Consider the following 13,955-nt stretch of genomic DNA (forward strand, 5'->3'; position numbering starts at 1 on the left):
TCATGCCTCCTTTTTATTCTGATACCGATACGGACGCAAGTTTGTCCGCGAGCGGAATGCCGGACTGTTTTATGAGCGCAGCGATGAGCTTGGCGGCCGCAAGGGCGCCGGTCCTGTTAAAATGCGTATTGTCCTGCACGCCTTCCGGGTAATTCGGATGTTCGCCGGGCGCGAGCCAGACGAACCACGATTTGCTAGCTTCCGGTCCCATCCGACGGTATGCTTCCTGCGTGCCGTTCAGCGCATCAAGCAGCGGAACGTGCTGCTCCGCCGCAAGTTCTCTTACGGCATCCGGGTACCGACCATGCGTTGCAACGAGCTCTCCCGCGCCGTTAAACTTCCGGCGTTCGACCGATGTCAGCAGAACGGGATGCGCTCCTTTGCTGCGGGCGAGGCCGATGTATTGACGAAGATAGTCCTTATACGTGGAGTCAGGCTCCGTATGCCGCTCCTCATCCGGCTTCTGATCGTTATGACCGAACTGGACAAGCAAGTAATCTCCCTCGCCGATCGCCTCTTCAATGCGTCGAATATGGCCTTCCTCAATGAAGCTTTTCGAGCTTCTGCCGTTGCGCGCTTCGTTGCGGACGGAAACCGACGGTTCAAATAAAGATCCGAGCATTTGCCCCCACCCTGCCATGGGCGACCGGGTCTCGGCGTAATTTGCGGCGGTCGAGTCGCCGGCGATAAAAATGTTGATGCCCGTGTTTGCATCCGCCATCGGCTTCATATGCTGCGTTCCTCCAAATCGTAATGGCTGCAATTGCTTTCATTGTAGCGCATAAAACCGCTGTATTCTTCATACCGACGTGTCTTGAATGCGAGAAAGTTTGCTTTTTTTGTCCAAAAACGACTCCGAATGAGATAAAATAGATGTATGCGGTTGCAAAGAAAGGTATAATCAGGACTAGATTTCACTTTTAGCGAGGAGGAACCGGCGTGCGCGACATTTTCGGGCCCAAATACACGATCGGGGACTTGGACTTTTCCATTCAGTACATGCGGCGAAAAGGGTTCTCGACGATGAAGGACCCGCACTTTCACGCTTTTTACGAAATTTATTATTTGCTCCAGGGGGAGCGCATTTATTTTATAAACGGTCAAGTATATACCGTCCAGCGGGGCGACATGATCATTATTAATCCGCATGACGTACATCGGACGACCAGCTCGAACGTGCCGGAATTCGAAAGAATACTGATCAATTTCAGCCACGATTTCGTGAAAACCGAGCTGGCCGGAACGGACATTTCGCTTCTCCCTTTTGCCCACGGCTCGAGACTGGTCCGGTTTCCGATGAAGGAGCAGCCGGATATCGAGAAACTGATCAAAGACATGCTAGCCGAATGCAAAAACGAAGAAAGCGGCTACAGCGCCTATGTACAGGCAACGCTGGCCAAGCTGCTGATCCGCATATACCGGCATAATCGAAGCAAAAAGCAGGAGCCGACTCAATACGCTCACCCAATGCATGAAAAAATGACGGAAATCGCAACGTATTTGAACGATCATTTTATGGAGGATATTCGGCTGGAGCAAATCGCCGAGCAGTTCTACATCAGCCCTTCGTACTTGAGCCGCATTTTCAAAAAAATTACGGGTTTTCATTTCCGCGAATACATTCAGGTGGTCCGGGTGAAAGAAGCTCAGCGGCTTCTGCTAGAAACGAAAGAAAAAGTGCTGACAATCGCGGAGAAAACCGGGTTCGGCCACGTGGCTCATTTCAATACGACGTTCAAAAAAATAACGGGCGTTACTCCGCTCCGCTACCGGAAGCAAGCCGGCAAACACCCGGTTCAGCAAAATGACGAGGAATGAGCCTTTGGAAATGGCGACATAAGTAAGAAGAGCTTCTGATCGAAGCCCTTTCCTAAAATACATGAATGTTTACTTCGTGCCGTTTCCCTCTTGTTCAAGAGCGAAGTCGTCGGTGCGGAACGGCGCAGCCGGCAGTCCGCTTCTGCCGTACAAGCTGTATTCGGGCATATTTTGCCATGCGTATCGTACCGCTACCGGCGTCTGTATTTCCGGCTGAAATATTTCTACCCGGTCCCCGGCCATGCGGGCTTCCGCAGGAACAAATTGCCGATCAGGTCCGCAGATCGTAAACCCTGCCAGCCTTTCCTGTGTCCCATTCAACGCGCGGATATGTTGATCGAACGAAAGGATCGCCTTATTCCCTTCCACTTCCATCGAGCGGTAACGCGGTCCTCGCGCGTCCGCTTCTTCGCCGTATACGTCTGACTGTGCGGCCAGCAATAGGCGTTCGGCGACAGGCCGCTTCCGTACCGGATGGATGTCATGCTCCCCGCAATCGATCGTAACGACCATGGAAGCGCGGGGGACCGTCCTTGCAACGGTTTCCTGGGATTCCCGCAGCGTCGCCCATACCGTCCCGTTCGTCCCTCGCTGCGGAGCATAGGCGGAAAGCTGGACGATCAGGAACGGCAGGTCCGGCTTCTCCCAGTCCTCCCGCCAGTTTTCGATGAGGGAAGCCAGCAATTTGCGGTAAAGAAATGCTTCCTTGGGAACGGCGTTACTTTCGCCTTGATACCACAGGACGCCTCGGATCGGGTATGGGGCAACCGTTCTGAGCATCGTGTGGTATAGCCCGCAAGGGCGAAAGTACGCTTTCGGGCCGAGCGGCTGAGGCGGCCATGCAAGCGGATTGGCGGATACCCAGCTGCGGTATCCGTCCAGTCCAAGTGACCGAATCCGTTGCTCGATATCGCCCCGCTCGTCGATCATACGCCGCATCTGCCGGACGTATTCGGCGTATTCGCGTTCATACTGCTCCGAATCCTGCGCAGCGACGTGATTCCGGTATTGCTCCAATGAAGCGCCCATTTCCGGGTCACGGGCCAAATAACGCTCGCTCATCCAGGCTTGAATCGGCGTTCCTCCCCAGTTGCAGCTGATGATGCCGACCGGCACGGAGCGGGATCTTTGCAGCAAAGCGCCGAAGTAGTAGCCGATCGCCGAAAAATGAAGCGCGCTCTCCGGCGTGCATGTATGCCACCCTGCATCATCGGACATCGTCCCGCTGAAATGCCACCCCGGCACCCGAGCATCATGGAATGGGCGTCGCGGCGCCGTAAACAATCGGAGGTGCGGCGCGGCAGCGCTTTCCGCTTCCGCCACCCCGCCTTCGGTAAACAGCAGCGGCTGCTCCATGTTGGATTGCCCCGCCGCCAGCCACACTTCCCCGACCAGCACATCTTTCCGTACGATTTCCTCATGGCCGAGCCGGGCATTGAGTTCAAACGGCCCGCCCGCATCCTTCGGCTGAAGCCGCACCCGCCAGCATCCGTCCTGAACGACCGCCTTCACGATCTCTCCGCGAAACTGAACCGTGACGATCTCCCCTTCGGGCCCGCTGCCCCATACCGGCACCGGCTCCCCTTGCTGCAAAACCATATGATCCGTAAACATCGATGCAAGCTGAAAAGGCTGCTGCATGCGCTGCTCCCCTCCCGAACAATAAATGTACCATAAGCATAAAACGGTCAGAACGAGTTAGCAATGGACTAAGTTGTTGCAGAATGAGAAAATATTGCGCGTTCACCGAATAAAAACCTGCGACGGATGTTCCGTTCGCAGGTTTTGGAATGGCCGGTATGGAGTATGATTGCTTTATCTCGCTATGCTCTGGTCCAACTTGCCTTGCAGCCTTACAACTTGCATCAGCGCCGTCGCCGCCTCCGCTTTCGTTACGGTGCGCCCCGGTTCGAACTGCTTTTGCGTCCCGTCGAAAAATCCGAGCTGCACGGCAATCCATACCGCACCCCGCTGCTTGATTTGCTCCCGGTCCGTAAAGGACAGCTCCGTCCGATCGTTGAACTGCCCCGCCAGCTTACCGTATTTGACCATGTTCACGAGAAGCACCGCGAGCTTTTCTCGCGTCAGCGTTTCCTCGGCTCCCAGCTTCGGCGAGACTTTCGGGTCCAGCCACTTGCTTTGCACGAACAGCTCGGCGGCGGCGTAATACGGACTTCCCGAGTCGATATCTTCAAAGCTCGGCTTTGCTTCGCCCCCGCTGATGCTTTTGCCGCTGCTGTAGTAGGGGCTCACGGCCAGCGCCACCATGTTCAGCCAATCGCCGACGGAAATCGCGTCGTCCGGTCGCAGCTCACCGCTGTCGTTCGGCTTAAGAATGCCGTAGCGGACCATCGTTTCGAGGTCTTTTTGCGCCCGGTGTCCATTCACATCGGCAGGCATCGGCGCGGCCTTGTCCGGCGCCAGACCCGTCTCGTTCATAACGGAACGCCACTGGCCTGTCGAAGCGTCGAACATGGAACCGGCTTTTTTCTCGTCCTTGAACGTGTACCCGTAAGTCAATTTGACTTTCGGTTCGATATATCCGTTATTCTCCGTATAGTAGCCGCCGAAATTTTTATACTGCAGCTTGAGTTCGGACGCCTCGCGGTATGCCGCTTCGGCCTCCGCTTTTGTCGCCTTCGCCTGCAGCGATGCGGTTGCCGTATCGCTCTGCGCGGAACGCGTGCTGCCGTAGGTAAGCAGTTTGCCGCCCTTATCCATCGTAATGGTCGTATAATCGCCGCTTACCGGGATGTCACCGATATACCGCTGAAACCGGAAACTAAAATTGTTGTTTCCATCCTGCTTCGATGCAAACGGGTCGCTCGTCATTTGCTTCAATTCATCCGACGCGTTAGGGTACAGCCGGTTCACCCAGTCGAGCGCTTTGGCTTCAGCCTCCCGTTCGGTAATGGTTGCCTCCTGCCCGGTGACTTCCTTCGCCATCCCTTGCTGCATATAAGGCGGGAAAAAGTTGTTCTCCCGAAACTCGAGTATTTGCCCCGTCGTTGCGTCGACGATGGCGCTCGATTGCGGTGCGCCGTACGGTCCTGTCGGCGTCTTTTCCGACCAGTTCAAATTCCAGACTTGCTTATTTCTGTCGGACCAGTGGTTATTCAGGTACGTAGAAGCGCGCGTACGCGACTGCACGACCGGCGATAACGCTTCGGCAAGCTCGAAAGCCTGGTCCGAGGTCAACAGGCCGTTCGTATCCTGCCCTTTTACCGGCTCGAACAACTTATCTCCCTTGGCCACCTTCTTGTACTGCAGCTCTCCCGGCCGAACGACTTCGCCCGAAAAATTCAGAAAGTCGCCCGTATGCGCATCGATGATCATATCTCCCACCGTAGACGGGACCCAGCCGAGAAACCACGTTTTTTCTTGTCCGTATGGCTTATAGACCGGCATGTATTGCAATCTTAAATCGAACGCCGACATATATTTGCTTGTAGCGTCCTCGAGCGACACGGCAGGCGTCGAGGAAGGATACTCCGACACGGTCTTATTTCTGTTGTAGCCGGTCACTTCTCCGTTGCCGTTGACGGTAATCGAGATGTTCTCATTCGGGCTTGGAAGACCGTTGATCAAGGTCGCAAAGCTAAAATAATATTGCACCGGCCCAAAGAGTGAGCCTTCAGCGTATTTAGGCTGCTCGGCTGTGCGGATGTCGGCTTCCGTCAAGCTCGGAGAAGCTTTGAACAGGAACGCTTTGGCCAGCTTGAACGCTTCTTCTTCCGTCACTTTGGGTGGATAATATGCTTGGTCCCCGTCATCGTACGGCCCGCTTATGTGTGTTTGAAGCAGCTCACCGCTAATGGAATCGACAAGGCTGTTGAATCCGTAGCTGCTGTTGCCGTTCTTGATTTCCCAGTTAATATTCCACACGTTCTGATAAGGCGCCGGAAAAGAATGATTGTTGCCGAGCTCCACTTGTCTCGCTTCGGCTTTATTGAGCTGCGGGAACAAGGCTCTGGCAACGGCCACCGCTTCTTCCTTCGTAATCTTCGCTTCAGGCTTCGCTGTCTCTTTCACCGTGCTGGCCGGACTGGAACTCACCCGTTCGACGGGGCGTTCCGCTGCAGCCGAACCGCTGACGCTCGTACTGCCAACGCTTGTCGTCGCAGTATCGGCGTAAGCCGTCATCGGCATCAGGCTCAGACATAAGATCGAAAACAAGAACAGTTTCCGTTTGCTTCTTCGTATTCCCCGATGTCTTCGCATCGCCATCACACTCCAATGTTACCATATTTTAGTGATTGCACTCCTTTCTAATACGCGTTTGAGGGTAGAAAAGTTTCACTTGCTGAAATTTTTAACCGCAGTATGAAAAAAGAGAGTGCAATTGCCTGTTGAGGCGCACTCTCTTTGAAACGTCTAATTATTATTGTTTTGGCGATTCCAGAGTGATCCGGAACCTCTGTCCGGGCGATGTTTCCAACTCGATCAACTCCGCTGCCGACGCAGGCTGGATCGCATTCCCTTCCGCGTCTTCGAGGCGGACGCTCATCCCCCCGTGTATTCGAATGCGGCAAACGCCTCCTGCGCGGGATACGACATCCGCTTGCCGCAAAACGCCGTTTTCCCAAGCTAATGCGATTTCGTAGCCTCCCCGGGCTTGCAGTCCCGTAACGCTTCCGTCAGGCCAAGCTTTCGGCAGCGCCGGCAGAAGGGAGATTTCATCCATATGGCTTTGCAGCAGCATTTCCGCAATGCCTGCGGTAGCACCAAAATTGCCGTCGATCTGAAACGGCGGATGGTTGTCGAACAAATTCGGCAGCGTCGACTTGCGAAGCAGCTCTTTTACGTTGTAATAGGCGTTGTCGCCGTCCTTCAGCCGCGCCCAGAAGTTAATGATCCACGCCCGGCTCCAGCCGGTGTGGCCGCCGCCGTTCGCGAGCCGCCGCTCGAGCGTAACGCGAGCCGCCGCCGCCAACTCCGGCGTAGTGTCGGGGCTGATAGCCGTGCCGGGATGCAGAGCAAACAAATGCGAAATGTGGCGGTGGCCGGGATCCTTTTCCTCATAATCCTGGGGCCACTCCTGGATTTGGCCGTATTTCCCGATTTTCGTTGCGGGCAGCCGCTCCATCGTCTGCTTCCATTGCGTTCGGAGCCCCGCATCCGCGCCGAGAAGCGCGCTTGCCTCAAGACATGCACCGAACAGCTCGCGCAAGATTTGGCTGTCCATGGCAGGTCCGTAGCAGATCGTTCCGGATTCGCCGCTTGGCAACACGTAGGTGTTTTCCGGCGATACGGACGGCGATGTGACCAGCTCCCCGTTTGGCGCTTCCGTCAGAAAATCAAGGAAGAACAGCGCCGCTTCCTTCATCGTCCCGTAAGCCCGCTCAAGAAACGTCCGGTCTTGCGTAAACCGGTAATGCTCCCACAAATGCAAGCTTAGCCATGCCGCCCCGAGCGGCCAGTACGTCGCCGGCAAATAAATGTCCTGCGGCGCGGTATCGGCCCAAATGTCGGTGTTGTGATGGGCGACAAAACCGCGGCAGCCGTACATCGTTCCGGCCGTACGCCTGCCGGGCTCCCGCATCCGCTCCAGCAGTTCGAACAGCGGCTCGTGACATTCGGATAATTGGCATACTTCCGCCGGCCAATAGTTCATTTGGGTATTGATGTTGATCGTATACTTGCTGTCCCACGGAGGAAGCATTTGATCGTTCCATATCCCCTGCAGGTTCGCGGGAAGCGAGCCGGGGCGGCTGCTGGCGACAAGCAGATAGCGGCCGAACTGAAAGTACAGCGCGATGAGCCCGGGATCGTCCTCCCCCTGCTTCACCCGTTCCAGCCGTTCCGGCGTGGACAGCAAAGCCGTTTCTGGCTGTTCGCTTGCGGACAGACGCAGCGCTACCCGGCCGTACAGCGACCGGTAATCGGCGATATGGGCTTCCCTGAGCTGCGCATACGTCTTGTCCGCCGCGCGGTCCAGCAGCTCGCTGCAAGCCTCCTCCGGGTCGTCGTACCGGAACGTGGTGGCTGCGGCAACAAGCAGTGTAACGGCATCCGCGCCTTCGATGACCAAATGCTCGCCGATCGTCCGGACCGTGCCTCCCCCTTCGGGCAGCGCGCGAGCCATGATAACGTATTCGGCGCCCCCGGTTCCGTAACAGCTGTTGCGCAGCACGATCGCATCGTCGCCGCATTTGGACGCGCCGTCCATATACTTGCCCTTTTGCCGCTCGAATCTCGCGTGCAGCGAAACGTTCCCCGGCCGGTCGGCCTCGATACGCATCGCGATGATTCCGTCCGGGTAGCTTGCGAACGTTTCCCGCTTGTAGCGGACGCCACCGCATTCGTATGCCGTGGACACGACGGCTGTCTCCAAATCGAGCGACCGGCTGTAATCGGCCGCCTCCCGCTGTCCGTCCATGAACAGCAGCAAATCTCCTGCGGTCATGTAATGCCGCTGGCTGTTTGGCGTACCGGAAAACGCCAGCTCGGCGAGCCGGTGCGCCTCCTTCAGCTTGCCGTCAAACAACAGCCGCCGAATCTCGGGCAGGTTCTCGAGCGCGTCCGGATTGTTCCGGTCTCTCGGTCCCCCGTACCAAACCGTATCTTCGTTCAGCTGGATGCGCTCCCTTGACGGGTGCCCGAACACCATGCCGCCCAGCCTTCCGTTGCCGATCGGCAGCGCTTCGTCCCATTTGCCGGCCGGCTGCTTGAACCAGATGCTCATCGACATCGCCGCTATTCGCCTCCCCTCTCGCCAAGCCATCGATCAAACCACGCGTAAGATACGGTTCCGTGAATTTCGTGGCCGCCTTCAAATATATCGGCTTCGAACCGTTCCGGCACGCCGGCCGTACGATATACCTTCTGCAGGACCGATACGGCTTTACGCGTGCCGTGCAGCGGAAAGATCCGATCGTTCTCCCCGGCTTCGATCATCAGCGGGCGCGGGGCGATCAGGCCGATCATATCCGGCATCTCCGCCCACTCGAGAATACCGGGGATGTAGTTATCGATGCAGTGGCGCATGGCCAGGATGCTGTCGTCAAACGTGTTCGTGTATCCGCTGATGACCGCGGTTTTGATCCGATCGTCGAGCGCCGACGTCAGCGCGCAAACCATGCCTCCGCCGGAGAGCCCCATGCAGCCGACGCGAGACGCGTCCGCATCGCCGCGCTGCAGCGCGTAATCGATCGCGCGCCTTGCTTCGTAGCTGCGAAAGCCGCCGATCGTTCCGCCGGCCATCATGAATGCCGCCGTCAGCCGGTAACACGAATTATCTTTCGGCGGCTTGCCCTCGTCTTCCTCGAGCCTGCGTTCGCCGAAGCCGATCAGCTCGGGCGCGACCACGAGATACCCGTGTCGCGCCAGCTCCAGCGCAAAGCTGCGGTGAATGCCCGGGTCGCCCGTCATCTCCGAACCGTCCGGGTGCAGGCCGACGATTTCCTTGCTGCCGTAACCATGACCGTGGAGGGCGGCGATTACGGGAAGTCGGCCTTGCTTTTGCGCGGGGCGCAATATGTAAACAGGCATCCGAAGTCCAGGTGAAGTGGTCAACACGACACGCTCGCGGATGACATCACCCAGATCGCTAGTTTCAACCGTCTCCGGTTCGAGCTCAACACGATGCTCCTCGAACGTGCCGGCGAGTTCTGCGAGCTTCGACTTCAGCGCATCGCGCCATTCTTCCCACTGCTGCGCATTTTCGGCTTGAAACGGCAGTTTTTGCACCGTCTGGCGGGTCATTTGTTTTACCCAATCATCGAGCTTTAGCATGGTTTATCCGCTCCTTCGTTCCTTTTTCGTCGTCGCCTTTACAGTACCATAAAAGAGGACAAGAAACTTTACGTTTTCTTGTCCTGACGATGCGATATTTATATCTATATGCTCCAGACCGTTTACTTTTTCTTCTCGGCGTCGAGCGCTTTGTTCGCATCGTCGTCCACCCTGCGCAATGCGGAGTTGACGTCGACCTTGTCGGTGACGACCTCGGCGATGATGTTCTCGACCGGCTTCTGCGCGATTTGCTCGAACTTGTGCCTTGGCGCGCTCGCCGCAGGTGTATTGGCATAAACCGCGTTATAGTTAATGTTATTGAAATTCATGTCTCTGCCCATTTCCTTCCGGATGTCTGCATTTTTGAGTGAAGTCATCTCGCCCCGCTTGGACACGATCAGCTGATATTCGTCGGATGTCAAATATTTAAGCACTTCCATGGATGCATCTTTGTTTTTCGAGTTCGAGGCGATATTCCAGAAGAACGGGTACGTCTGCGTTCCCGTCTTCGGCATGTCCTTGAATACCGGCGCTGTCGCCATATTCCAATTCATCTGGTCCATCACTTCCTGATTGGCCGTGTGCAGGTCGGACAAATAAACGAACATCGCCAACGTCTTCGTTTTCAGAAACTCGTCTTTATATGGCATTTTATTCTTGTTGTCGGTGACGTATTTCATATAGTCCGGCATGTTCCCTTGCGCTTTGAACACGCTGTCAAAAAGCTTTTTCCATTGTTCGTTGTTAAGTGTAGCCTTCTCCGTCTTCGGATCCATCGCCCCGACGGACAGCTGATTCAACCGGATATAGTGCGCCGGTGACACGACAAGACCAAGATATTGCTTGCCGTCTTCGTTGCGGGTCAGCTTCTTGGCCAGTTCGATTGTTTCTTCCCACGTGATGCCGTCTTTCGGATAGGAAACTCCGAAGCGGTCGAATATGTCCTTATTATAATAAGTCACCATCACAAGATCGTAGACCGGCAACCCGTACAGTCCCCCGCCGGCCAGCTGCCTCATGACCCCCAAGCTTCCTTGATCGAAACGGTTCAAGTCAATGTTGTGCTTTTTGACCAGGTGTCGGATATGTCCATGGCTAGTCCGGCGTTAATCAATCCCGGATAAATATTGCCCGACGATTCGAAAATAAGGTCCACCGGCGTGCCTGCGGTGATCAGGTCGGTAATGAGCGTTCCGGTCGCTTTCTTGATATACGTAAATTTGAAATTTGGAAATTTTTTCTTCAAATATTGCCCGAAGTTGCTCTCGAAAGCTTCTTCGCTCAAGGCGCTGCTTGACGTGATCGTCAGTTCGGCCGGCCCCAAAGAGGCTGCCGTATCCGGTGCAGCAGTCTTGCCCGGTTCCGCCGCCGGTTTGCCGGCTCCCGGCCCCGAGCTGCATGCGCTTACAATAGATAGGGCAAGCAAACCGATCATTGCCGTTGCCCTTCTTTTCTTCTTCAGCAAAGCACCTCTCATTTCGATAGACCTCCCTGGAATAAGTGTATAATAAAGCGCTTACATGAATCTGTGCTCATTATATCCGTTTCCCGGCGGGCTGAATATCCCGTTTTTTCATAAAAAGATACAGATTTGCTAAGAAGTTGCAACGAGCATATTCAGGTTAAAACAAGACGATTGGGGGAGACGCGTCAGTGACGCATCTCCCCCAATCCGTTACTCGCTCACTTCAAACCAATCCACATCGACGTAGCCCCTGCTGCCGCTTCGCTGCATGTTAGCGGCGAACACGCCGACCTTCGCGCCGACCCAGCGGCCCTCTTTTGCCGTGAATGGCTGGCCAACCGGCTCGAATTGATCGCCGTCCGTGCTGAAGCTAAAGGAGCACAGTGCCCCCTCTGCCACCGTAACCCGTAAAAAGACCGTTCCGGTCAGTTCCTCGCCCTGCCATGCGACGGTTTCCGACTGCTCGTCGCCCGTCCAGTAAGCGAGCTTAACACTGCCGCCGTCGTCCTTGATCAATCCGAGTCCCGCGTACTTCAGGCCGAACACGATCAGGCCGGAGCGATCGCCCGGTGCATCGGGCTCGAAGCTGAGCTTCGCCGTTGCCGTAAATGCCGGCGCCGGCAGCTTCTGCATTAGCAGCTGCGGTGCCGCATACAGCGTCGGCACGTTCCCGTTCCCGCTTTCCTGCGTCGGCACGGCGTATAAGCGCAGGTGGCTTTCCTTCTCGCCGAGCGCATACCACGCTTGCTGCGGATTCGCCTGCCACTGCCATTGCAAACCTAGCCGCTGCTCCGCAAAATCATCGGAAGTCGCAGGTACCGCTACTGGGTACTCCCCGCCGACGTCGGGCTTTTTCATCCGCAGCACCGGCTCGCCGACGCCGTTCTCATCCGGATTTACGCCCATGAGCGGCCAATCGTCCACCCAACGGACCGGCTGCAGGTGAACGATGCGTCCATAAGCGTCCTTGTCCTGGAAATGGATAAACCACGATTCTCCGGATTCCAGCTCGACCCAACCGCCTTGATGCGGTCCGTTCACATCCGTGGAGCCTTGGTGCAGCACGATCCGATCTTCGTAAGGACCGTAAATGTCCTTCGAGCGGAGAATCGTCTGCCAACCCGTCGCGACGCCGCCTGCAGGCGCGAAGACGTAATAGTAACCGTTTCGTTTGTACACTTTCGGTCCTTCCATCGTCGGATGGTGCTGCTCCCCGTCATACAGAAGATGCCCTTCGCCGAGCAGTTCTTTGCCGTCCGGCGACATTCTCAGCAGCTGCAGCCTGTGCTTGATGCCGCAGCGGCTGCGGGCAAAGGCGTGCACGAGGTAAGCCTGACCGTCTTCGTCCCAGAACGGACACGGATCGATCCAGCCTTTCACTTCCTTCACGCAATGGAGCGGTGCCCACGGACCTGCAGGATGGTCAGCCGTCGTCATGAAGATTCCTTCGTCCGGCGCGCTGAAAAAAATCCAAAACTTCCCGTCGTGATAACGGATCGACGGAGCCCATACGCCGTCCCCGTGGCGCGGCTTGTCATAGCCCGGCAATGAATCGAGACTGGTTACCGCATGGCCGATCAATTCCCAATTGACCAAATCTTTGGAGTGCAAAATCGGCAGACCGGGCAAATGAGCGAAGCTCGATGCCGTCATGTAGAAGTCCGATCCGACGCGAATCACGTCCGGATCGGAATAATCCGCGTATAGGATCGGGTTTTTGAACGTGCCGTCGCCCTGATCCGCAATCCAGGGCTGTTTCAAATTCGTAACCAACAGTATTCACCTTGTCCTTTCGTATGAACCGGCTGCAATGCGAAGCGTTATGGAGCAGCGGCATGCAATGATGAGTGCTGCACATGGGAAGCATATGTTTACTCTTCTTTATTGTAGAGTAATACGAAAAGAAGAAGTTTATCATTCATGTCCATTTTTCTCGAAGATTTCGTTTATTTGTCCTCCTTGTTCCTCGCTGCGCAAATATTTGATAAAATGATCATGAATTGACCGTTACCGCCACAAAAAATGTATCTATTTGTTCTCTAAGAAGGGGAATGCGCCATGACGGATATTTTGGGTGAAACGTATAGTTTGGAGGAGCATTCTTTTTCCATTCAATACATGCACCGCAAAGGGTATTACTCGATGGCCAGCGGCCACTTCCATCCGTATTACGAAATTTTTTATTTGCTGCAGGGCGAGCGCATTTATTTCATTAACGATACCGTCTATACGGCGCAGGCAGGTGATCTGGTGATCGTCAATCCTCACGATCTGCATCAAACGTCGAGTTCGGAGGCGCCGGGATTCGAGCGAATCCTGATTAATTTCAAACACGAGTTCATCCATGCAAGACTTGGGCCGGGCGATCCGCAGCTGCTTCCGTTCGCGCAGGGCTCGCGCCTGGTCAGGTTTCCGTTAAAGGAACAGCCGGCGGTCGACCGCTTGATTCGGGACATGCTCGCGGAATGCACGGAGCGGGGGGAGGGCTACGAGGCCTATGTCCGGTCGTCCCTTATGAAGCTGCTCGTACTGATTCACCGTCAGCTGCGGCGGGAAGATGAGGAGCCGCCTCACTATGCGCATCCGATGCATGAGAAAATTTCCGAAATCGCCGCATTTTTGAACAGCCATTATCAGGACGAGCTCACGCTGGAGCAAGTGTCCAAGCAATTTTATATTAGCCCGTCCTACCTGAGCAGAATCTTCAAAAAAATTACCGGCTTTCACTTCCGCGAGTATCTTCTCGTCATCCGGGTGAGGGAAGCGCAGCGCATGCTGCGCGAAAGCCAGCACAAAATATTGTCGATCTCCGAGCTTGTCGGCTTTCGCCATATTTCCCACTTTAATACGACGTTCAAAAAAATAACGGGAATTTCCCCGCTTCAATACCGCAAAAGACAGCTTGAAATCGGCCGGGAAATTCCCTATGAATAAAATA

10 protein-coding genes are annotated in these 13,955 nt (G+C 55.5%); 2 read left to right on the forward strand and 8 right to left on the reverse strand.

Annotated features, from left to right (window positions below; translation table 11 throughout):
* Nucleotides 1–13: 13 nt before the first annotated feature.
* A complete protein-coding gene (locus ACFQI7_RS06610; RefSeq protein WP_218098702.1) occupies nucleotides 14–721 on the reverse strand; it encodes a rhamnogalacturonan acetylesterase in 708 nt (235 codons plus the stop codon).
* 218 nt (nucleotides 722–939) lie between these two features.
* On the opposite strand from ACFQI7_RS06610, the gene ACFQI7_RS06615 reads away from it, so the two are divergent.
* Nucleotides 940–1,818, forward strand: coding sequence for an AraC family transcriptional regulator (locus ACFQI7_RS06615; protein WP_377516722.1), 879 nt, complete (start codon nucleotides 940–942; stop codon nucleotides 1,816–1,818).
* Nucleotides 1,819–1,887: 69 nt separating this feature from the next.
* Here ACFQI7_RS06615 and ACFQI7_RS06620 read toward each other — a convergent pair whose 3' ends face one another.
* The 7 genes from ACFQI7_RS06620 to ACFQI7_RS06650 all read right to left on the reverse strand — a co-directional run bounded on the left by ACFQI7_RS06620 (nucleotide 1,888) and on the right by ACFQI7_RS06650 (nucleotide 12,793).
* Complete coding sequence (locus ACFQI7_RS06620) at nucleotides 1,888–3,459, reverse strand: sialate O-acetylesterase (RefSeq protein WP_218098482.1); 1,572 nt, start codon at nucleotides 3,457–3,459, stop codon at nucleotides 1,888–1,890.
* A 174-nt stretch (nucleotides 3,460–3,633) separates the two neighbouring features.
* Nucleotides 3,634–6,039 (reverse strand): YcdB/YcdC domain-containing protein, encoded by a 2,406-nt coding sequence (locus ACFQI7_RS06625; RefSeq protein ID WP_218098483.1) that lies wholly within the window; start codon nucleotides 6,037–6,039, stop codon nucleotides 3,634–3,636.
* 160 nt (nucleotides 6,040–6,199) lie between these two features.
* On the reverse strand, nucleotides 6,200–8,509 hold the full coding sequence (locus ACFQI7_RS06630) for a glycoside hydrolase family 95 protein (RefSeq protein ID WP_218098484.1): 2,310 nt from the start codon (nucleotides 8,507–8,509) through the stop codon (nucleotides 6,200–6,202).
* Between the two features lie 5 nt (nucleotides 8,510–8,514).
* A complete protein-coding gene (locus tag ACFQI7_RS06635) occupies nucleotides 8,515–9,552 on the reverse strand; it encodes an alpha/beta hydrolase family protein (RefSeq protein ID WP_218098485.1) in 1,038 nt (345 codons plus the stop codon).
* Between the two features lie 122 nt (nucleotides 9,553–9,674).
* Nucleotides 9,675–10,604, reverse strand: coding sequence for an extracellular solute-binding protein (locus ACFQI7_RS06640; protein ID WP_329958219.1), 930 nt, complete (start codon nucleotides 10,602–10,604; stop codon nucleotides 9,675–9,677).
* Nucleotides 10,601–11,029: a hypothetical protein gene (locus tag ACFQI7_RS06645; protein ID WP_218098487.1), complete on the reverse strand. Its 429-nt coding sequence runs from the start codon at nucleotides 11,027–11,029 to the stop codon at nucleotides 10,601–10,603. The genes ACFQI7_RS06640 and ACFQI7_RS06645 overlap by 4 nt, the downstream gene beginning before the upstream one ends.
* Before the next feature lie 198 nt (nucleotides 11,030–11,227).
* Nucleotides 11,228–12,793: a glycoside hydrolase family 43 protein gene (locus ACFQI7_RS06650; protein ID WP_218098704.1), complete on the reverse strand. Its 1,566-nt coding sequence runs from the start codon at nucleotides 12,791–12,793 to the stop codon at nucleotides 11,228–11,230.
* Between the two features lie 282 nt (nucleotides 12,794–13,075).
* Between ACFQI7_RS06650 and ACFQI7_RS06655 the strand changes: the two genes are divergently transcribed.
* Nucleotides 13,076–13,951: a helix-turn-helix transcriptional regulator gene (locus tag ACFQI7_RS06655; RefSeq protein WP_218098488.1), complete on the forward strand. Its 876-nt coding sequence runs from the start codon at nucleotides 13,076–13,078 to the stop codon at nucleotides 13,949–13,951.
* Nucleotides 13,952–13,955 lie beyond the last annotated feature (4 nt).

Source organism: Paenibacillus allorhizosphaerae, from assembly GCF_042659105.1.
GTDB lineage: Bacteria > Bacillota > Bacilli > Paenibacillales > NBRC-103111 > Paenibacillus_G > Paenibacillus_G allorhizosphaerae.